19 protein-coding genes are annotated in these 21,315 nt (G+C 71.3%); 10 read left to right on the top strand and 9 right to left on the bottom strand.

Annotated features, from left to right (window positions below; translation table 11 throughout):
* Positions 1–36 precede the first annotated feature (36 nt).
* Positions 37–2,145, top strand: a complete 2,109-nt coding sequence (locus tag FLX08_RS25180) for a M6 family metalloprotease domain-containing protein (RefSeq protein ID WP_244312876.1) — start codon at positions 37–39, stop codon at positions 2,143–2,145.
* Positions 2,146–2,256: 111 nt separating this feature from the next.
* On the opposite strand, the gene FLX08_RS25175 is transcribed toward FLX08_RS25180, so the two are convergent.
* From FLX08_RS25175 to FLX08_RS25150, 6 genes are all read right to left on the bottom strand, one after another.
* Positions 2,257–3,282, bottom strand: a complete 1,026-nt coding sequence (locus FLX08_RS25175; RefSeq protein WP_142621999.1) for an aminotransferase class V-fold PLP-dependent enzyme — start codon at positions 3,280–3,282, stop codon at positions 2,257–2,259.
* 229 nt (positions 3,283–3,511) lie between these two features.
* Positions 3,512–5,767 (bottom strand): phosphoribosylformylglycinamidine synthase subunit PurL, encoded by a 2,256-nt coding sequence (purL, locus tag FLX08_RS25170; RefSeq protein ID WP_142621997.1) that lies wholly within the window; start codon positions 5,765–5,767, stop codon positions 3,512–3,514.
* Between the two features lie 31 nt (positions 5,768–5,798).
* On the bottom strand, positions 5,799–6,482 hold the full coding sequence (purQ, locus tag FLX08_RS25165; protein WP_142621995.1) for a phosphoribosylformylglycinamidine synthase subunit PurQ: 684 nt from the start codon (positions 6,480–6,482) through the stop codon (positions 5,799–5,801).
* Positions 6,483–6,665: 183 nt separating this feature from the next.
* Complete coding sequence (locus FLX08_RS25160; RefSeq protein WP_142621993.1) at positions 6,666–7,115, bottom strand: ATP-binding protein; 450 nt, start codon at positions 7,113–7,115, stop codon at positions 6,666–6,668.
* Between the two features lie 174 nt (positions 7,116–7,289).
* Entirely contained in the window at positions 7,290–7,535 is a 246-nt protein-coding gene (purS, locus tag FLX08_RS25155; RefSeq protein ID WP_142561095.1) for a phosphoribosylformylglycinamidine synthase subunit PurS, read from the bottom strand.
* A gap of 182 nt (positions 7,536–7,717) precedes the next feature.
* Positions 7,718–9,292, bottom strand: coding sequence for a PucR family transcriptional regulator (locus FLX08_RS25150; RefSeq protein ID WP_142621991.1), 1,575 nt, complete (start codon positions 9,290–9,292; stop codon positions 7,718–7,720).
* A gap of 115 nt (positions 9,293–9,407) precedes the next feature.
* On the opposite strand from FLX08_RS25150, the gene FLX08_RS25145 reads away from it, so the two are divergent.
* From FLX08_RS25145 to FLX08_RS25115, 7 genes are all read left to right on the top strand, one after another.
* Positions 9,408–10,724 carry an MFS transporter gene (locus FLX08_RS25145; protein ID WP_142621989.1) on the top strand — a complete coding sequence of 439 codons (1,317 nt, stop codon included), beginning with the start codon at positions 9,408–9,410 and terminating at the stop codon, positions 10,722–10,724.
* 20 nt (positions 10,725–10,744) lie between these two features.
* Positions 10,745–12,358, top strand: coding sequence for an amidohydrolase (locus FLX08_RS25140; protein WP_142621987.1), 1,614 nt, complete (start codon positions 10,745–10,747; stop codon positions 12,356–12,358).
* 208 nt (positions 12,359–12,566) lie between these two features.
* Positions 12,567–13,658, top strand: coding sequence for a pyruvate dehydrogenase (acetyl-transferring) E1 component subunit alpha (gene pdhA, locus FLX08_RS25135; protein WP_244312875.1), 1,092 nt, complete (start codon positions 12,567–12,569; stop codon positions 13,656–13,658).
* Positions 13,655–14,629, top strand: coding sequence for an alpha-ketoacid dehydrogenase subunit beta (locus tag FLX08_RS25130; protein WP_142621983.1), 975 nt, complete (start codon positions 13,655–13,657; stop codon positions 14,627–14,629). The genes pdhA and FLX08_RS25130 overlap by 4 nt, the downstream gene beginning before the upstream one ends.
* 17 nt (positions 14,630–14,646) lie before the next feature.
* The gene (locus FLX08_RS25125) at positions 14,647–16,086 is read left to right on the top strand and encodes a dihydrolipoamide acetyltransferase family protein (protein WP_142621981.1); all 1,440 of its coding nucleotides are present in this window, start codon (positions 14,647–14,649) and stop codon (positions 16,084–16,086) included.
* A gap of 71 nt (positions 16,087–16,157) precedes the next feature.
* Entirely contained in the window at positions 16,158–16,385 is a 228-nt protein-coding gene (locus FLX08_RS25120) for a hypothetical protein (RefSeq protein WP_142621979.1), read from the top strand.
* Entirely contained in the window at positions 16,382–17,425 is a 1,044-nt protein-coding gene (locus FLX08_RS25115; RefSeq protein WP_142621977.1) for a TIGR04500 family putative peptide maturation system protein, read from the top strand. The genes FLX08_RS25120 and FLX08_RS25115 overlap by 4 nt, the downstream gene beginning before the upstream one ends.
* Positions 17,426–17,537: 112 nt before the next feature.
* Here FLX08_RS25115 and FLX08_RS25110 read toward each other — a convergent pair whose 3' ends face one another.
* Both FLX08_RS25110 and FLX08_RS25105 read right to left on the bottom strand, forming a co-directional pair.
* Entirely contained in the window at positions 17,538–17,945 is a 408-nt protein-coding gene (locus FLX08_RS25110; protein WP_142621975.1) for a hypothetical protein, read from the bottom strand.
* 97 nt (positions 17,946–18,042) lie between these two features.
* Positions 18,043–19,269, bottom strand: coding sequence for a serine hydrolase domain-containing protein (locus FLX08_RS25105; RefSeq protein ID WP_142622099.1), 1,227 nt, complete (start codon positions 19,267–19,269; stop codon positions 18,043–18,045).
* A gap of 309 nt (positions 19,270–19,578) precedes the next feature.
* Between FLX08_RS25105 and FLX08_RS25100 the strand changes: the two genes are divergently transcribed.
* Together FLX08_RS25100 and FLX08_RS25095 are read left to right on the top strand one after the other, a co-directional pair.
* Complete coding sequence (locus tag FLX08_RS25100) at positions 19,579–20,310, top strand: GbsR/MarR family transcriptional regulator (protein WP_142621973.1); 732 nt, start codon at positions 19,579–19,581, stop codon at positions 20,308–20,310.
* Between the two features lie 155 nt (positions 20,311–20,465).
* Entirely contained in the window at positions 20,466–20,759 is a 294-nt protein-coding gene (locus FLX08_RS25095; protein WP_142621971.1) for a Dabb family protein, read from the top strand.
* A 56-nt stretch (positions 20,760–20,815) separates the two neighbouring features.
* On the opposite strand, the gene FLX08_RS25090 is transcribed toward FLX08_RS25095, so the two are convergent.
* Entirely contained in the window at positions 20,816–21,274 is a 459-nt protein-coding gene (locus FLX08_RS25090) for a MarR family winged helix-turn-helix transcriptional regulator (RefSeq protein ID WP_142621969.1), read from the bottom strand.
* Between the last annotated feature and the right edge of the window lie 41 nt (positions 21,275–21,315).

The following is a 21,315-nucleotide window of genomic DNA, read 5'->3' as shown; positions in this document are numbered from 1 at the left end:
TGATCTACGTCAATAGTCTCTATAGCGTCATAATTCGTGAAACTCTCAAAAACGCTGTTCCCGGGCATAGTGGCGGCCATCGCGCTCGTCCCGCTCGCGCTGACGGCGGCTCCCGCCTCCGCGGCCCCCGGCGGAGACCCCGATCACCCCTGGCGCCGTGACCACTGGCCCCAGATCCAGCCCTGGCAGCGCGACCAGCCGGACGAGGTGCAGGCCCTGCGTGGCCGCGCGTCGCGCGTGGTCGCGCCGATCGACCCGCAGAACTGGAAGAACCCCGACCACATGACGTGGGCGGACTACAAGAAGATCCCGGGCACCGACTGGGCGAACCCCGCCGTCAAGGGCTCGTCGCGCACCTTCAAGGGTGCGCTCGTGCTGCTGGACTACCCCAACCAGCCGTTCGTGGTGACCCAGCCGCAGAACTCGACCGTGTTCGGCAACCCCAGCTCCCAGGCCCACGACATCCCCCGTGACCAGGTCGCCAAGTTCTACCAGGACTTCCTCAACACCCCCAACGAGCTCAACAGGGGCCACACCCTGCACGAGTACTGGATGGAGGACTCGGGCGGCCGGTACGGCGTCGACCTCACCGCGTTCGGCCCCTACACCATGCCGGGCAAGTCGTACGAGTACGCGATGGAATACCAGCGCGACGCGTGCCCGGCTGGGGACAACTGCAACAGGAACCTGCGCACGGACGGCAAGGCCGCCTGGGTCGCCGACGTCGGCCAGGACGTCGCCTCCCAGTACGACTTCGTCTTCTATCTGAGCGCCGGCCAGGACGAGTCGTCGACCTGGCAGGAGTTCGGCATGATGAAGTTCCCCACCAAGGAGGACGTCACCGACGACTTCGGCCCGCCGGACCCGAACCTGCCCAACTGGTCCAGGACCCGCTACGTGGACTGGACGTCCTGGGCCGCCGGCTCGACGTTCTGGCCCAACGCGAACATCGGCGTCGACTCCGTCCAGGCCGAAAGCTCCGGCCAGGGCGTCTTCGCCCACGAGTTCAGCCACATCCTGGGCGTCCTGGACAACTACAACAACCCGTACGGCAACCCGCCGGTCCGGTCCTACACCGGCATCTGGGAGATGCTCAGCCGCGGCAGCTTCAACGGCCCCGGCGGCCCGCACAGCCGCTGGCTGATCCCGCCGACGGCGGGCGCGTCGATGGGCGCACAGCACATGCTGCGCAACAAGATCAAGCTGAACATGGTGGACGAGCAGAACGTCCTGCGCCTGTCGCGTGAGGCGCTGCGCGACTCCGGCATGGTCGTCGCCACGGTGACCGCGCGCGAGGTCCAGCCGGGCAAGAAGGGCCTGACGGGCGTCAACATCTCCTTCGACACCGGCGACAAGTCCAGTGGGTCGTGCACCCAGCAGGCCAACCCGCTCTGCGACGGCGGCGGTTACGACAACTACACCGTCGAGGTCGTCGACCGGATGGGCAGCGACTCCTTCACCCCCGACTCCGGCGTGCTCCTGGCCAAGACCAAGAACCAGGACCGGGCGCCGTTCGAGTGGGTGATCGACGCCAACCCGCAGGACATCGACATGACCGACTACGTGCTGCCCGACGGCACCGAGGTCCCGATCACGATCGGCGACTACCGCCAGCTCGCCGACGCCCTCTTCCACGCCGGCACCGACTCGGGCAGCCAGTACGAGTACGAGGACGAGGCCAACCGCCTGCACTTCTACATCACGGACATGCAGCGCGACGCCAAGGGAATCCTGTCGTACACGGTGGCGATCAGGTCCCTCGACGGCTCGGGCCCGCAGAAGCGGGGCGTGAAGCTGCTGCCGGGCGCCGGCGTCCCCGGCGCCGAGAAGGGCGTGTCGATGTGCAGCTTCCCGCTGTTCAACACCGGCAAGGCCGCCTCCGCTCAGGGGCAGCACCCCGAGGACGTCAGCGCGTACCTGAACAGCGACGTCTACCGGCTGAAGGCCGAGGTCGAAGGGAACGGCTGGACCACGATCACGCCCAACGCCCTCGCGGCCGTCGACTTCGGCGGCAAGCAGACCGTCACCGTCTTCGCCCAGCAGTCCGCGGGCGGCAGCCGTCACGGCACGGTGAAGCTCACGGCCACCTCCGAGAGCGACCCGTCCAAGACGATGACCGCCACCTGCCACGTCAACGGTCTCTAGGATGACCGCGCCCGCCCTCCCGGCCACCCCTCCCGCCGTGTCGGCGGCGCCCTGTGCCGGCGCCGTGACCACCGGGCCGGGGTGCGCCGGAGGGCTCGGCGCCGCCGCGCGTCAGGCTCGGATCAGCGCCGCGACGGCGGCGTCCACGTCGGCTTCCGTCGTGTAGAGGTGGAAGGCGAGGCGTGCCGCGCCGTTGCGGACGGATGCGCGGATGCCGGCCGCCGCGAGCCGCTGGGCCGCGCCCGGGCGGCTGACGCTGACGATCGCGCTGTCGCCTGGCGGCATGCCGAGGCCTTCCCGGAACCGGTTGGCCAGCCGTACGTCGTGGTCGTTGATCGGACCGATGCCGATCTCCAGGAGCAGCTCCAGCGTGGGGGCGGCCGCGACGTAGGAGAACCAGGGGGCGGCGATGTCGAATCGCCGGGCGTCCTTCGCCAGACGCAGGGGCGGGCCGTACGACGCGTCGCCTTCGCCGGCGTACCAGTTGGCGGCGATCGGCCGGATGCGGTCGCGCACGGCCGGGCTCACGTAGCAGAAGGCGGTGCCGCGCGGGCACATCAGCCACTTGTACGCCGAGACGGCGAGGACGTCGAAGGGTGCCGCCTCCACCGGGATCCAGCCGACCGCCTGGGTGGCGTCGGCGACGACGAGTGCGCCGTGCGCCCGCGCCGCCGCGACGACCTCGTCCGCGGCCGCGACCTCACCCGTCGCGGACTGGACCAGGCTGAAGGCGACCGCGTCCGTGCGTTCGTCGATCGCTCCGGGCAGGTCCGCGGGCGGCACCGTACGTACGTCGAGATCGTGCGCGAGCCAGGGGAACAGGTTCGACGTCTGCTCGATGTCGGGGACGACGACACGCGAACCCGGCGGCAGCGAGGCCGCGACCGGGGCCAGCACCTGCGACGCCGAGGCGCCCACGGCCACGTCGTCGGCCGCTACGCCGACCAGCCGAGCGAACGCGGCGCGCGCGCGATTGGTGGACCGGTCCCACTTGTCCCAGCCGTTGGCCCCGCGACGCCACTCGGCCAGCGCGCCCTGTAGCGCCTCGAACGCCGGCTCGGGCGGTATGCCGTAGCTCGCGGTGTTCAGCCATCCAGGCTCCGGATCCCACAGACGTACCGCCTCGTCAAGTTTCACCTGGTAAGGCTAGCTCTGATCTTGACTCGTGCAGAGCTCGCCGCCGGCGAAGGCCGACGGCGAACTGGAGATCCTGCCGTACTCCGTCCGTCCGTCCGTCCGTCCGCCCGCTCGTCCGCCCGCCCGCTCGCCCGCGCCGCTCGGCACGCGTCGGCGGCGACCGTGACAGGCGAAGGCCCTTCCGGACGACGGATGATCCGTCCGGAAGGGCCCTTTCCTTCGATCGGAGTCAGCCGAAGACGCGCGGGAGCGCGGACGCGTGCACCTCGCGAAGCTCCTCGACCGGGACGTCGAGGACGCCCTCGACCGTGAGCGCGGAACCGCCGGTGAGGCCGAGCCCGGAGCAGGGAACCTCGTAGCGGGCGCACAGGTCGGCGAAGGCGTCGAACGCCTCGGGCCGCACGCACACCAGCGCCCGCGCGGCCGACTCGCTGAACAGCTCGACGAAGGCGTCCTCGCCCGGCAGGGTCACCGTGCAGCCGACGCCCTGGGCCAGGCACGACTCCGCCAGGGCGACGGCGAGGCCGCCGTCGGACAGGTCGTGCGAGCCCTCCAGCAGCCCGCGGGCCGCCGCCTCGGTCAGCACCGCGGCCAGGCCGCGCTCGGCCTCCAGGTCCGCCTGCGGCGGCAGCCCGCCCAGGTGCCCGTGGACGACGTGCGCCCACTCAGAGCCGCCGAACTCCTCGCGGGTCTCGCCCAGCAGGAGCACCCGCAGACCCGGAGCGGTGAAGCCCTGCCTGACCCGCTGGGCCACGTCGTCGATCACACCGAGCACGCCGACCACCGGCGTGGGGTTGATCGCGGTGGAGCCCGTCTGGTTGTAGAACGACACGTTGCCGCCGGTCACCGGCACGCCCAGGGTCCGGCAGGCGTCCGCGAGCCCGCGTACGGCCTCGGAGAACTGCCACATGACCTCGGGGTCCTCCGGCGAGCCGAAGTTGAGGCAGTTGGTGACGGCGAGCGGCGTCGCACCGGTCACCGCCACGTTGCGGTACGCCTCCGCCAGCGCGAGCTGGGCCCCCGTGTACGGATCGAGCTTGGCGTAGCGGCCGTTGCCATCGGTCGCGAGCGCGATGCCTCGCGTGGTCTCCTGCGCGCCCGGCATGACCTCGGAGATGCGCAACATCCCGGCGTCGGCGGGCTGGGCGAGGACCGTGTTGCCCCGGACATAGCGGTCGTACTGGGAGGTCACCCACTCCTTGGACCCGACGTTGGGCGAGCCGAGCAGCGTGAGCAGAGCCTCCCGCAGGTCCTCGGGCCTCGGCAGGCGCTCGGGGCCGTCGGCGTTGAGCGCCGCCTGCCCGTCCGGCTCGTGGAACGGGCGCTCGTAGACCGGTCCCTCGTCGGCGGCCGTGCCCGGCGGGATGTCGACGATGACCTCGCCGTCCCACGTCATGACGAGCCTGCCGGTGTCGGTGACCTCGCCGATCACGGTCGCCGGCACGTCCCACTTGTCGCAGATCGCCATGAAGGCCGGGATGTCGTCGGGCGTGACGACCGCCATCATGCGCTCCTGCGACTCGCTCATGAGGATCTCCTCCGGCCGCAGCGTGGGATCGCGCAGCGGGACGAGGTTGAGGTTCACCTCCATGCCGCCGGTGCCCTTGGCGGCCAGCTCGGTCGTGGCGCAGGACACCCCGGCCGCGCCGAGGTCCTGGATGCCGACGACCACGTCCGCCTGGTAGAGCTCAAGGCAGCACTCGATCAGCAGCTTCTCCATGAACGGGTCGCCGACCTGTACGGCGGGCCGCTTGGCCTGCGACTCGTCCTCGAAGGTGGCCGACGCCAGCACCGACGCGCCGCCGATGCCGTCCGCGCCGGTCCTGGCGCCGAACAGCACGACCTTGTTGCCGGGTCCCGGCGCGGTGGCCAGCTTGATCTGGTCCTTGCGCAGCAGGCCGACGCACAGGGCGTTGACCAGCGGGTTGCCGATGTAGCAGGGGTCGAAGACGACCTCGCCGCCGATGTTGGGCAGGCCGAGGCAGTTGCCGTAGTGGCTGATGCCCTCCACCACGCCCGGCAGCACGCGGCGCGTGTCGGGCTGGTCGGCCCCGCCGAAGCGCAGCGAGTCCATGACCGCGATCGGCCGGGCGCCCATCGACATGATGTCGCGCACGATGCCGCCGACGCCGGTCGCGGCGCCCTGGTGCGGCTCGACGTACGAGGGGTGGTTGTGCGACTCGATCTTGAAGGTGGCGGCCCAGCCGTCGCCGATGTCGACCACGCCGGCGTTCTCGCCCATGCCGACGAGCAGGGCCTCCGACTCGGGCGCCTTGGTGCCGAACTGCCGCAGGTGCACCTTGGACGACTTGTAGGAGCAGTGCTCGCTCCACATGACCGAGTAGATCGCCAGCTCGGAGCTGGTCGGACGGCGGCCGAGGATGTCGCGTACGCGCTGGTACTCGTCGTCCTTCATGCCCAGCTCGGCGTACGGCTGGCGCTCGTCCGGCGTCTCCAGCGCACGGCTCACACTGTCGGTGTTCATCGGTCGCTCACCGCTCCTCGTTCGCTCCCCATCACGCGTTCACCAGTCTCTTCAGGATGGAGGTGAAGAAGCCGCGGCCGTCGACGCTCGGCGCGCCCGTCAGCTCCTCGACCGCGTGCTCGGGGTGGGGCATGAGGCCGACGATGTTCCCCGCCTCGTTGGTGATCCCGGCGATGTCGTTGAGCGAGCCGTTCGGGTTGCCGCCCGCGTAGCGGAAGACCACCCGGCCCTCGCCCTCCAGCGTCGCCAGCGTCTCCGCGTCGGCCACATAACGGCCCTCGCCGTGCTTGATCGGCAGGACGATCTCCTGGCCTTCCGCGAAGTCCGCCGTCCACGCCGTACGCGTGTTCTCCACGCGGATGCGCTGGTCGCGGCAGATGTAGTGGAGACCCTCGTTGCGGGTCAGCGCGCCCGGCAGCAGGTGCGCCTCGCAGAGGATCTGGAAGCCGTTGCAGGTGCCGAGCACGGGCAGCCCGGCCTGGGCGGCCGGGATCAGCTCGGTCATGAGAGGGGAGAACCGGGAGATCGCCCCGCAGCGAAGATAGTCGCCGTAGGAGAACCCTCCGGGCAGGAAGACGGCGTCGACTCCCTTGAGGTCGTGGTCGGCGTGCCACAGGGGCACCGCCTCCGCTCCGGCCAGCCGTACGGCTCGCGCGGCGTCCTGGTCGTCGAGTGTTCCGGGGAAGGTGACGACGCCCACCCGGGCAGCGCTCATGACAGTTTTCCCTCCAAGGGTTCCCGCCAGGGCGGACGCCACCGTCATCGGGCCGGACGGCGGTCTGTGGCGGTACATCTCAGGGTATCGGAGCCGCCAAATCGGCTCCGCTCGCGGAGGCCTACTTCCGATCACCCGTCACGCCGGGTCCCCCGGGGCCCGGTGTGGGCGGAGCCGGGGTCCTCAGACCCCGGCGAAGTGGCAGTCGAGAGTGAGGTGGTGGGCGATGGCGTCCTCGTCCCAGTCGAGTTCCTTGCACAGGCGCACGATCGTGCCGCGCCCGGGCGTGATGTCGAACGAGAGATCGTCCACGACGGCACGCATGATCAGGATGCCCCGGCCGTTCTCGGTCTCCGCCGGCGGATATTGGCGGGGGATCATGTGCAGCCCCTCGCCTTCGTCGGCGACGCGCAACTCGCAGCGGCCGTTCCCGATGGTGGCCATGACCTCGTAGCGGTTGGCGGGACCACCGTGCCGCACCGCGTTGGCGCACGCCTCGGACGTGGCCAGGAGTATGTCGGACACGCACTCCTCGGTCACTCCGAGAGACCGCAGCGCGTCTCCCACTACCCGGCGAACCATCGGGATGCCGATCGCGTCCCGTGGCATCGCCAGTGAGAACTCAATGTCCACCGGACCCCTCCCCGGTGTCGAAGGTCACCAAGGTAGGCTTCCCCGATGAATCAGGGCTAACCGCAAAATCACGTCCCCGTTATTCAGTGCGCACCGGATAGGTGGCTTCGAGACGGACCGATGCCTGATTAGGGGTGGACACGCCGCCGGAATAGTGATGTGAAATGTGTCACTTCACCCTTCGACGCGGATAGTGAAGTCCTCGATCACCGTGTTGGCGAGCAGGGTTTCGGCCATCTTCCGGACATCCGAAAGCGCGGCCTCGTCGGCCGGGCCGTCCAGCTCCAGCTCGAACCGCTTGCCCTGCCGCACCCCGGAGACGCCGGAGAAGCCGAGTCGCGGCAGCGCCCGCGCGATCGCCTGGCCCTGCGGGTCGAGGATCTCCGGCTTGAGCATGACGTCGACGATGACGCGCGCCACGATGTTCCTCCAATTCGAGTGAGGCCCGCCGATTCGGGGAAATCCGCCCGTTCGGGGGTCCGTTTGGGGTCAAGCCTAGTGCCGCCCCGCAGGCTCGCCCCCGACGGGCCGGGACGCCCCGCCTCGCCGCCGGTCGTGCTCCCGCGGCAGGCTCGGCGCTCCGGCGGGACGAAGGGGCCGGCTCAGCTCCTGCGGCCCGGCGGGACGAATTCGTCCAGAGACAGGGCGAGCCACAACTCCAGGCGGTCGCGCGCCTTGCCGAGGTCGCGCCCGCAGACGCGCTCGGCCGTCCGCAGGCGGGCCCGCATGGTGTTGCGGTGCACGCCGAGGCGTCGTGCCGCGACCTCGACGCTGGCGCCACAGTCGAGGAAGGTCCTGACGGAGGAGGCCAGAGCGCCGCCGTGCCGCCGGTCGTGCTCCCGCAGCGGCTTGAGCACCACGTCGGCGAAGCGGGCCGCTCCTTCGGGATCCAGGGCGTCGCGCAGCAGCGCCCACGGCTCGAGGTCGTCGACGTGCGTGTATCCCGGGCCGCCGGCGAGAGCCGTCGCGTGCCGTACGGCGGAGGCGATCTCGCCGATGTCCCGTGCGCCGCACGCGCCCGCGCAGATGTCCAGGCCGGTGAGCGCGCTCAGCCGTTCGACCAGGGCGGGGCCGAGCCGGGGCGCGGTCTGCGGCACCACCAGGAGCAGCCCCCCGGCGCGCGGGCAGACGAACACCGTCTCCTCGGCGGCCGGGTCTCCCATGACGTCGCTCAGCGCGTCCAGCGCGGGATCGGCCAGCGGCGGCGCCTCGCCCCTGGCCACGGCCACGATGACCTCGTACGGCGGGGGTGGCATGGGGCAGATCTCGGCGAGCCGGCCGGCCGTGAACGGCGGTGCCCCCCGGCCGCTCGCGGCACGATCCCCGGTGGCGCCGGCCATGCCGTCGAGGACGGCGCTCAGCACGGCGGCGCGCTGGGCGTGCGCCCGGGCACGAGCCCGGTGCAGCCCCACCAGCTCGATCGCCAGCAGGCTCGCCGCCTGGTTGGCCAGGATCCTGGTGTGCCACTCGGTTGACGCGCCGTGGAGGGCGAGCCAGCCGCGGGGCGGCCCGGTGAAGCCGAGGCTCTGCACCTGGAGGACCCGGTCGCCCCGGTCGATCACCATCGAGCCGCGGGGGCCGGTGAGCTGACCGACCGCCTCCGCCGCCTCCGCATGCCACGGCCGGGCTCCCTCGGGATGGGACACGCGGGGCCGCCCCCGGGGATCGAGCAGGAGCGTCTCGCAGCAGGTGTGCTCGGCGAGCGCGCGGAGGATGCCGAGCGAGCCGTGCCGCAGCGCGGCCCGGGCCATCGCCTCCTGCGCCGCCGCAGCCCGCCGCTCGCCGCGGACCCGCTCGTCCGCGTGCCAGCGGGCCACGGCCTCCGCCACCGCGATGAACGGCGTCTTGCCGGTGATCTCCAGCAGGGGCAGCCCGAGCCGGTCCGCCGCCTCGACGATCTCGGGGGGAATCTCGGCCAGGTGCTCGTCCAGCGCGAAGGCAAGGGCGGCGCAGCCCGCCCGGCTCAGCCGCTCGACGTACTCGCCGCGTGCCCGCGCGGACGCGGGCAGCCCGAGCCCGACCGTCATGACCAGCTCGCCGCCGCGCAGCCAGGGCACGGGATCGGCCAGCTCGGTCGCATGGGCCCACCTGACGTGGTTGCCCTGTCCGCTGTGGCCCGCGATCAGGCGGATCTCCAGCATTGGCATGGTCAGCACGTCGGCGACGGTGAGCGGCATGACGTCTCCTGTGCACTTCGCCCGAGAAAGCCCCGACGATAGTGCAGATCGCCCACATTGCTCCTGTTTGGCCTGATCGTACGGTCTGTCCAACCCCCAACCCACGGAGGACCTCATGGACCGACGAACCCCCCGCCGGGCCGCGTACGCGGCCTTCATCGGAACCACAATCGAGTGGTACGACTTCTACGTCTACGCGACGGCCGCGGCCCTCGTCTTCGGGAACGTCTTCTTCCCGGCGTCCACCGATCCGCTGGTCGGCGTCATGGCGGCATTCGCGACGTACGCCGTCGGGTTCTTCGCGCGTCCCTTGGGCGGCGTGGTGTTCGGTCACTTCGGCGACCGGCTGGGCCGCAAGTCGGCCCTGGTCGTCACGCTGCTGATGATGGGCGTGGCCACCTTCGCCGTCGGGCTGCTGCCCACCTACGCCTCTGCCGGAGCGGTGGCGCCCGCGCTGCTGGTGCTGCTGCGGTTCGTCCAGGGCCTCGCGGTCGGGGGTGAGTGGGGCGGGGCCGCGCTGATGGCGGTCGAGCACGCCCCGGAGGGGAAGAAGACCTTCTACGGCTCGTTCGCCCAGCTCGGCAACTCCGCTGGCGCCCTGCTCGCGACCGGGGCGTTCAGCGTGATGACCTCGTTCGGCGACGCGGCCCTGCGCGGCTGGGCCTGGCGGGTGCCGTTCCTCGTCTCGGCGATCCTGGTGCTCGTCGGCATGTTCATCCGGCTGCGGGTCGAGGAGTCGCCGGTCTTCGAACAGGTCAAGCAGCGGCGCGCGAGCGCCCCCGCGGACGCCGCGGAGCTGCCGATCAGGGCCGTGCTGAGGTCGTCGTGGCGGCCAGTGCTGCTCGGCATCGGGGCGCTCCCCGTGGCCATCGGCGGCTACTACATCGCGACGACCTTCCTGCTCGCCTACGCGACCGGCGCGGACGTCGGAGTCGAGGAGCAGGTGGTGCTCAACGGGCTCAGCTTCGCCGCGTTCGTCGAACTCGTCGCCACGCTCGCCATCTCGTGGCTCGGAGACCGGGTCGGCGGGCGGCGGGTCGTCATCGCCGGGCTGGTCGCCGTGGCCCTGCTCGCGGTCCCGCAGTTCACCGTCATGGGGACCCGCGACACTGTCCTCATCTTCCTGATGCTGGGCCTCATGCGGCTGGCCATGTCCGCGACATACGGGCCGATGGCCACGCTGCTCGCGGAGATGTTCTCCCCGGACGTGCGCTACACGGGCATGTCGCTGGCCTACCAGGTGGCCGGGGCGATCTTCGGCGGGCTCTCGCCACTGGCGGCGACCGCCCTGGTGAAGGCCGGCGGCGGCGGGCCCGCGCCCGCCATCGGGCTGCTGATCGGGATGTGCCTGCTCAGCGTGGTCTGCCTGGCCGCCGCACCGCGCCACCGCGACACCCCGGCCGTCTCCGGCACGCCCGCCGTCTCTCAGTGATCCATTGGTTGGAGGAGTTCTTGTCCGCGATCGTCATCACCAACGCCAAGGTCCGCACTATGGACCCCGGTATGCCCCGATGCGAGGCACTCGCCGTGCGCGACGGCCGCGTCCTCGCCGTCGGCCGGCACGCCGAGGTGACGAGGGCGGCGGGACCCGGTGCGGAGGTGATCGACGCCGGGGGCCGCACCGTGCTGCCGGGGTTCATCGATCCGCACAATCACTTGCTGTCCACGGCCGAGTCCCTGACGTCCGTCGACGCGCGTTACCCGGCCGTGGCGAGCGCCGCCGACCTGATGGCGGTGATCGCCGAGCAGGCGCGACGTACACCACAGGGCCAGTGGATCAGGGCGTTCGGCATGGACGACGCCAAGTTTCCCGGTGGCCGGCCGTCGCGGTGGGACCTGGACGAGGCGACGACCGAGCACCCGGTGATCGTCTACCACGTCTCCGGCCACCACGCCGTGGTCAACTCCGCCGCGCTGGCATGGCGAGGGATCACCGCGGATGTGCCCGACCCGGCCGGCGGCGCCTTCCTGCGCGACGAGGGCGGCCGGCTCACCGGGATGGTGCTGGACTCCGCGATGCAGCTGCTGCTGCCGACCGCGGTGGACATCGGCTGCCACGGCCCCAACTTCCACACCGATCTCCCGGCGGAGCAGCTGCTGTCCTGGCTCGCCGCCGCCGGCGAGGCGTACCTGTCGGCGGGGCTCACGACGGTGTGCGACCCCCAGGTGTCCCGCCGGGAGCTGACGATCTACCGAGCCGCGCACGCCGCCGGCACCCTGCCGGTGCGTACGGTCTGCATGCCGCTGTCGCACATGCTGGACGACCTGACCACCCTCGGCCTGGCCGGTCCCTTCGGCGACGACATGCTGCGCCTGGGCGCGATGAAGTTCTACTGCGACGGCACGCTGCTCGGCGGCACCGCCCTGTTCAGCGAGCCGTACGGCGAGAGCGGCCAGTTTACCGGCTTCACCTATCACCGGCCCGAGCGGCTCACCGACCTCGTCCGCCGGGCAGCCGCCGCGGGCTGGCAAGTCGGCGTGCACACCCAGGGCGATCTCGCGATGGCCTACACGCTCGACGCGATCAAGGCCGCGGTGGCCGTGTCGGGAGACGACGCACGGCCGCGCATCGAGCACTGCGGCCACCCGACGCCCGGCCAGGTGCGGGAATTCGCCGCGCTCGGCGTCATCCCGGTCAACCAGCCGAACTTCCTGTACGACAGCGGGAGGGACTTCGTACGGCGGCTGGGGGAGCGCCGCGCCCACCGGCTCCAGCCGATGCGCGAGGAGATCGACGGCGGGCTCCGCCCGGTGCTGTCGAGCGACTCGTTCGTCTCCTCGCTGCGGCCGATGGAGACCGTGGCCAACGCCGTACGGCGGCGCACCCGGGAGGGCGACCCCATCGGCGCCGACCAGGCCGTCACGCTGGACGAGGCGTTGCGCGCCCACACCGCCGACGCGGCGTACGCGCTGCGGATGGAAGACCGCATCGGTTCCCTGACGCCGGGGAAGCTGGCCGACGTCGTCGTCTTGGATCACGATCTCGACCGCGTGGGCGTGGACGACCTCGCGGGCGTGAACGCGTGGCTGACCATGCTGGGAGGACGCGTGGTTCACCGCTCCTAGGAAGAGATCCCGGGGTGTGGCGTCTCACCATCCGGGAATCGGAGGAGTGTGGACGGGCGGGCGGGGACTTGCGCTCAGGGGTGTGAGTTCTGCCACGATGTCCACATATGCGCCCGGTCGCCCACCCCAGCGGCCGTACGCCCGACGACCCGGCCGTCCTGCGGGGGTGACCCCACCCGCGGGGGCCCGACACGCACAGGAGTGGCACGTGACAGCCGACGCCCCTCGTGGTGCAGACGCACCTCCGGAGCTCGTCCAACTGCTCACCCCCGAAGGGGAGCGGGTCGAGCATCCCGACTACGACATCGAGCTGACCGCGGAGGAGGTCCGCTCCCTCTATCGTGATCTGGTCCTCGTCCGCCGCATCGACCTGGAGGCCGTCGCGCTCCAGCGGCAGGGCGAGCTCGGCATCTGGGCCTCCCTGCTCGGTCAGGAGGCGGCCCAGATCGGCTCGGGCCGGGCGCTCACCGACGCCGACATGGCCTTCCCCACCTACCGGGAGCACGGTGTGGCCTGGTGCCGCGACGTCGACCCGGTCAAGCTGCTCGGCCTCTTCCGCGGCGTGAGCAACGGCGGGTGGGACCCGGTGGAGCACAACTTCCACCTCTACACGATCGTCATCGGCTCCCAGGCCCTGCACGCGGTCGGCTATGCCATGGGCATCCAGCGCGACGGCGCCGAGGCGGCCACGATCGTCTACTTCGGCGACGGCGCGACCTCCCAGGGCGACGTGAACGAGTCGTTCATCTGGGCCTCGGTGTTCAACGCCCCCATCGTGTTCTTCTGCCAGAACAACCAGTGGGCCATCTCCGAGCCGCTGGAGAAGCAGACGAAGATCCCGCTCTACAAGAGGGCGTCCGGCTTCGGCTTCCCCGGCATCCGGGTCGACGGCAACGACGTGTTCGCCTGCCTCGCCGTGACCCGCCGGGCGCTCCAGAACGCTCGCGAGGGGCAGGGCCCGACGATGATCGAGGCGTTCACCTACCGGATGGGCGCGCACACCACCTCCGACGACCCCACCCGCTATCGCCTCGCAGACGAGCTGGAGGCGTGGAAGCTGAAGGACCCCATCGAGCGGGTCAAGGCGTACCTCTTCAAGAACCAGCTCGCCGACCAGGAGTTCTTCGAGAAGATCGACGCCGAGGCCGACGCGCTCGGCAAAGACGTGCGAAGCCGGTGCCTCGCGCTGCCCGATCCACCCCCCAGGGCTATCTTTGATCACGTGTACGCCGGTGCCCACTCACTCCTCGACGAGGAACGCGAGCAGTATCTGACCTACCTGGCGGGGTTCGAACGATGACCACTCTGACTCTCGCCAAGGCGTTGAACGAGGGCCTCCGCCGCTCGATGGAGGACGACCCCAAGGTGCTCGTGATGGGAGAGGACGTCGGCAAGCTCGGCGGCGTCTTCCGCGTCACCGACGGCCTGCAGAAGGACTTCGGCGAGGACCGCGTGATCGACACGCCGCTCGCCGAGTCGGGCATCATCGGGACGGCGATCGGCCTGGCCCTGCGCGGCTACCGGCCGGTCTGCGAGATCCAGTTCGACGGGTTCGTGTTCCCGGCCGCCGACCAGATCATCACGCAGCTCGCCAAGATGCCGCTGCGGTCGCTCGGCACGCTCAAGCTGCCGGTCGTCGTACGCATCCCCTGCGGCGGCGGCATCGGTGCCGTCGAGCACCACTCGGAGTCGCCCGAGGCGTACTTCACCCACACCGCGGGCCTGCGGGTGGTCGCGTGCTCCAACCCGGTGGACGCGTACACGATGATCCAGGACGCCGTCCGCTGCGACGACCCGATCATCTTCTTCGAGCCCAAGCGCCGTTATTGGGACAAGGCCGACGTCGACCTCGCCGCCCCCGGCCTGCCGCTCGACCGCGCCCGCACCGTACGGCAGGGCAGCGACGTCACGCTGATCGCGTACGGGCCGATGGTGAAGACCTGCCTGGAGGCCGCCGCCGCGGCGGAGGAGGACGGGCGGGACATCGAGGTCATCGACCTGCGCTCGCTCAACCCCCTCGACGTGGACGTCCTGACCGAGTCCGTCACGCGCACCGGACGATGCGTCGTCGCCCACGAGGCCCCCGTCTTCACCGGCTACGGGGCCGAGCTGGCGGCGCGCATCACCGAGCGCTGCTTCTACAGCCTGGAGGCGCCGGTGCTGCGGGTCGGCGGGTTCTCCACGCCCTATCCGCCGTCACGGCTGGAGGACCACTACCTGCCCGACCTGGACCGCGTGCTCGACGCCGTCGACCGCACGTTCGCCTACTGAGGGGGGAGGGACTTCTCATGCTCCGTGAGTTCAGGCTCCCCGACGTGGGCGAGGGGCTGACCGAGGCCGAAATCGTCAAGTGGCACGTCGCCCCGGGCGACTCGGTGAAGATCAACCAGACGATCGTCGAGATCGAGACGGCGAAGGCCGTCGTCGAGCTGCCGTGTCCGTACGAGGGCACCGTTTCCGCCCTGCTGGCCGGCGAGGGCCAGACCGTGGACGTCGGCAGCCCGATCATCTCGGTCGAGGACGGCGTGGGTGGTGACGGCGCCGCCGCGGGCCGTCAGGCACTGGCGGACGACATGGTGCCGGACGTGCGGAACGCCGCACCGGCGAAGGAGGAGCGCCAGCCGGTGCTGGTCGGGTATGGCGTCAAGACGAGCGCCACCCGCCGCCGCCCCCGGAAGCCGGCCGCGCCCGCTCCGTCCGCCGTGTCCGTGCCGCCGTCCGCCGTATCCGTTCCGCGGGCGGCCGTGTCCGCTCCGCCGGTCGCCCCCGTCGTCGCCGCTCCGGCCGTTCCTGCCGCTCCGGCGATTCCGGTGGCAGGGGGCGTTGGTGCACCGCAGGGCAACGGCTCCGCGACGCCCGCGCGGGCGCGCGTCCTGGCCAAGCCGCCGGTCCGCAAGCTCGCCAAGGACCTGGGCGTCGACCTGACGACCCTCACGGGCACCGGCCCCCAGGGGTCGATCACCCGGGCGGACGTGGAGGCCGCCGCGGCGGCCCCCGCCCCCGTCGCGTCCGCCGTACGGCGGGAGGCTGGGGCGCGGGAGGAGCGCATCCCGGTCCGGGGGGTCAGGAAGGCGACCGCGCAGGCGATGGTGGCCAGCGCGTTCTCGGCCCCGCATGTGACCGAGTGGCTGCAGGTCGACGTGACCGAGACGATGGAGGCGGTCCGGCGGCTGCGTACGCTGCCCGAGTTCGCCGAGGTCAAGGTCTCGCCGCTGCTCCTCGTGGCGAAGGCCCTGATCACCGCGGTGAAGCGGCACCCGATGGTCAACGCCACGTGGACGGGCGAGGAGATCGTGGTCAAGCACTACGTGAACCTCGGCATCGCCGCCGCCACCGATCGCGGGCTGATCGTGCCGAACGTCAAGGACGCCGACGCGATGTCGCTGCCCGAACTCGCCTGGGCGCTGGGCGAGCTCACCGAGCGGGCGCGGGCCGGCAAGTGCCAGCCGGCCGAGCTGAGCGGCGGCACGATCACGATCACGAATGTCGGCGTCTTCGGCGTCGACGCCGGCACGCCGATCCTCAACCCGGGAGAGGTGGCGATCCTCGCCATCGGTCAGATCAGGGACATGCCCTGGGTGGTCGACGGGCAGCTCGCGGTCCGCAAGGTCACCACGCTGGCGCTGTCGTTCGACCACCGCGTTGTCGACGGCGAGCTCGGTTCGTACGTCCTGCGCGACGTCGGCGCCATGCTGGAGGACCCCCTCCGCATGCTCGCGTGGAGCTGAGCGGAGACCACTCAAGTCGGATGCAAGATCCGAACCAGTGAGGCGCAAGCTCGGATTCCTACCGTTCGCGTGTGATCCTCATACTGAGTGACCGGCAGGACAGCGCCGTGCGCCGTGTCCTCCCGGAGATCGTCCCCGTGGCCTGGTGGGACGGTGGTGAGTCCGCCGCCGGGTCACGGGCGACCGCGGTCGCGGAGGGCGAGCGCGTCGTCGCGGATCCGGACGGCGCGCGGGCGCCGGTGGAGGAGAGCGCCGGGCCGCCGGCCGGTGACGCGATCGCCGCGTGGCCGGCGGCATGACCGCCGTGCCGGCGACGGCGTTCGCCGCGGTCCTCGCCGAAGCCGTCGCACTGCTGCGCGGCCTGGGCCGCCGCCGTGCGGCCGTTCCCGAGGCCAGGACCCTGGTCACGGCGTGGGCGGCCATCCACCCGGAGGTGCGGGCCCGGCTTGTCGTCGGCCTGCGTCCGGGCAGCCCGCTGGTCGGCTACGACCTGCTCGTCGACCATCCGGAGGGCGGCACCGTCGCCCTCTCCACCTCGGCTCTTTTCACCTCGCTGGAAGGCGGCGTGCCCTGGCCGGCCGGGCACTCGGCCCACTGCGCCGCCGGATGTTGTGTTGCCGGATATCTGGTCACGGTCGACCGCGTGCGCCTGCCCGTCGCCGAGGCGCTCATGCTGCTGCCCGGCCGGCCGTACGGCGATCGCGACGTCCATGACGAGATCGTCGAGCAGTGCCTGCTGATGAACGAGACGCTGGAGGACGGCGAGCCCCTCGGCGACGCCGACATCCGGGCCGCCACCGAGGAGTTCCGTGCGGGCCACGGCCTGCGTGACCGCGCCTCCACGCTGGCCTGGCTGGCGGAGATGTCGCTGTCCGGCGAGCAGTTCGAGGCGTTCATCGCCGGGATCGCACGGCGGCGGCGCTTCCGGCGGCGCAAGGAGGCCGAGCTCGCGCCGGGCCACCTCGCCGCCCACCGCGGTGACTTCGACCGGGTGCGCGCGCTGTGGGTGACCGGCTCGCAGCCGATGAACGGGGATCTGCTGCGCGGCACGGGCGGTCTGCCCAGCGGCCTGTCGAACTACCGGGAGGCCGTGGTGACCGTCGGCGAGCGGTGGGCCAGGGACCTGCCCGCGCCCCTGCGGCACGTCCCGACCGGCACGCCGGTCGGCCCGGTGGCGTACGGCGACGGCTATCTGACCGGGATCGTGCTGGAGCGCCGGGTGGGGCGGGACGACCCGGAGACGCTGACCGCGGCGGGGGAGACCGCCTTCGGCGAGTGGCTCGCCGGCCGGCGCAGGCGCGCCTCCATCGAGTGGCACTGGCTGTGCGGCCCCGGCTGAACGACGCGAGGACCTGACAGCACGCGGCCGACGACCGGGCGCCGGCCTTCGCGGTCCGGCCGGGCTGGTCGTCGCCGCGTCCCGGGGTCCGGACGGGACCCGGGGCCTGCCGTCAGGCGGCGTCGAGCGCTTCGGTGATCTTGCGGGTCATGTCGGCCATGATGGGGCCGGGCTCGCCCTTCTGCGCCCGGGCGGCCGCTTCGACCGCGACGAGGACGGTGCTGCGGAAGTTGTCGGCCTCGGCCGGTGCCTGCCGCCTGAGCAGGTTCACCGATGCCGCCAGGGCCGGCAGCACGCGGTCGGCGAGCTCGGCCACAGACCTGCCGCTCAAGTCCATGCCCGTCGACTTCTCGGCGAGCACGTGCCCGACGAGGCCGGTAGCGGAGGCCAGGGCGATGGAGCCCTCGGTGGCGACCTTGTGGGGCGAGCCGGTGACGCCGGCGGCGGCCAGCAGCGAGACGGCGCCGTACGCGGCGGTCCGCAGGGTGATCTTGTCCTGGTCGGTGAGGGTGACGGACATGTCGTGGGGTCCTTTACATCTCGGTGCACGAATGGGGAGAGGGGTTCCGCCGGGCCCAAGGGGGCCGACGGAGGGAAGGCCGGGACGCGGGCTCGGGTCAGTCGATCGCCTGGTAGAGCGTGGTCCAGAAGTCGTGGATGAGCTGCATCGAGTCCGGGGTGGACGCGCCGACCTGGGTGAGCAGGAGTCCGACGAGCTGCTCGGACGGGTCGGCGTACGCCGCGGTGCCGCTTCCGCCGTCCCAGCCGAACTGGCCGACGGAGGCGTAGTCGCCGCGGTAGGTGCGCACCGCCATCCCGAAGCCCCAGCCGCCGTGCTGTCCCTGGCCGTGCGAGATGTGCACGTTGTCGACGGCCATCGCGTTGCGGGCGGCGTTCTGCTCGGGCGTGAGGCGGTTGGTGGTCATCAGTTCGACGGCCGGCCGGGACAGGATGCGCCTGCCCTTGTGGGTCCCGCCATTGAGCAGCATCCGGAAGTAGGCGTGGTAGTCGTCGACGGTGGAGACCAGCCCGCCACCGCCGCCCTGGAACGCCGGAGGCTCGCTCCACCGTCCTCCCTTGGCCTCGTCCCACACGAGGAACTCGCCGGTCTGGGGGTCGGGGGCGTAGAGGGCCGGCAGCCGGTCGATCTTGCCGGCGGGCACGTGGAAACCGGTGTCGGTCATCCCCAGCGGTTCGAAGACGCGCTCGCGCAGGAACTCCTCGAACGGCTGCCCCGTGACCCGGGACACCAGCACGCCGAGCAGGTCGCTGCCGATGTGGTACTGCCAGCGCTCCCCCGGCTGATACATCAGCGGGAGCGCGCCGAGGCGGCGCATCCACTCGTCCTGCTCGGGCATCGGCACCGGCAGGTTGGGCGTGAGCCCCTGCTCGAAGACCGCGTTCATGATCGGGGTGCCCAGCGACGTCATATCCATGCCGAGCCCGAACGTGGAGGCCAGCACGTCGCGCACGGTGATCGGCCGCCGCGCCGGCACCGTGTCGTCCAGCGGGCCGTCCACTCGTCTCAGCACCTGACGGTCGGCCAGCTCCGGCAGCCACGGGTCGACTCGGTCGTCCAGCCGCAGCCTGCACTCGTCCAGCAGGACCATCGCCGCCGCGACCGAGACCGGCTTGGACGTCGAGGCCATCCGGAAGATCGTGTCCCGGCCCATCGGAGCGCCGCCGTCATGACGCATCGTCCCGATCGCCTCCACGTGCGTCTGCCCGCCCCGGCTGACCAGGGCGACAAGCCCGGGAATCCGCCCCGAGTCGACATAACGCGTCAGCACCTCGCGCATCCTGCGCAGCCCGGTCGCGGAGAAGCCGCTGCCGCTGGTTTCCATCATGAATCTCCTCACACACATGGTCGATCTGCTTTATCGGACTCCCGCCGCGGCGCCACCGGCGCCCGCAATGTGTTCGGGAATCTCTGAACGACTGCGACACTACATTGCATTCATAAAACGGTCAACAAGCAAAGCGAGCACAAGTGCCATGTAAGCAACGGAGACAGGGAGGGTTGTTGCAATGAGATTGACACTGAACGCAATGGGCGGTCGGGCGTGCATTGCAATGGGGTCCGAGTGAATGCATACTGTGCAGCGTGCGAGCGCCGAGCTCCACGCGTGTCGGGAGACAGGGGACGAGCACCGATGCCCGGAGGCAGACTCACGAACGAAGACCGCCGGCAGATCGCCGCAGGGCTGGCCGAGGGCCTCGGATACGCGGAGATCGGCCGGCGTCTGGGGCGGCCCGCCTCGACGATCATGCGGGAGGTCACCCGCAACGGCGGACCCGGCGATTACCGGGCCGACCGGGCAGAGGATGCCACCCGGCAGCGTGCGCGCCGGCACAAGCAGGCCCGGCCTCCGGCGCCGCCGATCCCCGACGGCGGCCATGGGCGTGACCCCCGGGCGGTGCAGGACTTCACCGAGTCCTTCGTCGCCCTCCTCGTCCAGCAGGGATTGCCCCGGATGGAGGCCAGGGTGCTGGCCTGCCTGTACGTCACGGATTCCGGCGCTCTCACCGCCGCCGACCTGGTCCAGCGGCTCCACGTCAGCCCCGCCTCGATCTCGCACGCCGTCGCCTTCCTCGAACAGCAGGGAATGCTCAAGCGGGAGCGGGTCCCCGGCGCGCGGCGCGAACGCTACGTCATCGACGACGAGATCTGGCTCCGGTCCATGCTCGCGTCCCTGCAGATGAACGACGCCCTGGTGGCGGCGTCGCAGCGCGGAGCCGAGGTCCTCGGGGCCGCGACCCCGGCGGGTGCCCGCTTCGAGTCCTCCGCCGAGCTCCTGTCCCTCGTGAGCGAGGCGTTCCGGCAGGTCATCGAGCAGTGGCAGAGCGGGAGCACTCCTCATCCGGCCCACCCGCCCGTCGAGTGACACCGACTCCCGCCGAGTAGCCGGCCGGGCGCGAGCGCGCCCGGCCGGCCCCCGGCACCCACCGCGCCTGCTACCCGCGCCGCCGGTGATGAGAGGATGAGCGCCGTGAAAAGCGTGGCCGCCCGGCCGCGTGCGTCTCATCCCAGGGGGAGTGCATGTTCCGCCACGTCGTGCTGCTGAAGTGGACCGAGGACGCCACCGAGGAGCAGTGGGCCGAGGTGGCCAGGCGGCTGAGCACGCTGCCGGATGCCATCCCCGAGTTGCGCTCCTACCAGATCGGCCACGACGCGGGCGTCAACCAGGGCAACTTCTCGTTCGGCGTGGTCGCCGACTTCGACTCCGCCGAGGACTACATCGTCTATCGCGACCACCCGGCCCACCTGGCGGTGATCGACGAGTGCATCGCGCCGATCCTCGCCGACCGTGCGGCCGTGCAGTACGTGCTCTAGAGGTCTCCAGTGTCGTGCGGGCGCGTCTCCGGTCCGCCCTCGGCGGGCGGCCGGGGTCACGCCCGCGCGTGCAGTGATTCGACCGCTTCGACCAGAGGGGCGAGCTGGGGGTCCCGGGCCGCCTGGTCGAGGGCTTCCCGCAGGGCGGCGTCGTTCGTGGGCCGGGCCTCGGCGAGCAGCGCCAGGCCCGCGGGGCTGACGTCGGTGTAGATCCCACGGCGGTCGGTGGGGCACAGATAGCGGGTGAGCAGTCCCCGCTCTTCGAGCCGGGTCACCAGGCGCGTCGTCGCGCTCTGGCTGAGCACCACGGCGTCGGCGACCTGCTTCATCTGCAGGTGGCCGCCGGGGCCGTCGTGCTGCCGGCTGAGCGTCTCAAGCAGGGAGTACTCCCGCACGCTCAGGCCGTGCTTGCTCTGCAGGGCGCGCTCGATGTGCGCCTCGATCTTCTCGTGCAACAGGGAGAGGGCGCGCCAGCCCTGCGCGAGAGCGGTGAGGGCGGGATCCGTGGCCGTCATCGGCTCTCCTCCGTTCGCATGTGACTCAGTCGAGGATACTC

Origin of the sequence: Microbispora hainanensis, assembly GCF_006874475.1 — a bacterium.
In the GTDB taxonomy this organism is placed as follows: domain Bacteria; phylum Actinomycetota; class Actinomycetes; order Streptosporangiales; family Streptosporangiaceae; genus Microbispora; species Microbispora hainanensis.
This window is presented reverse-complemented; position numbering and strand designations above follow the sequence as displayed.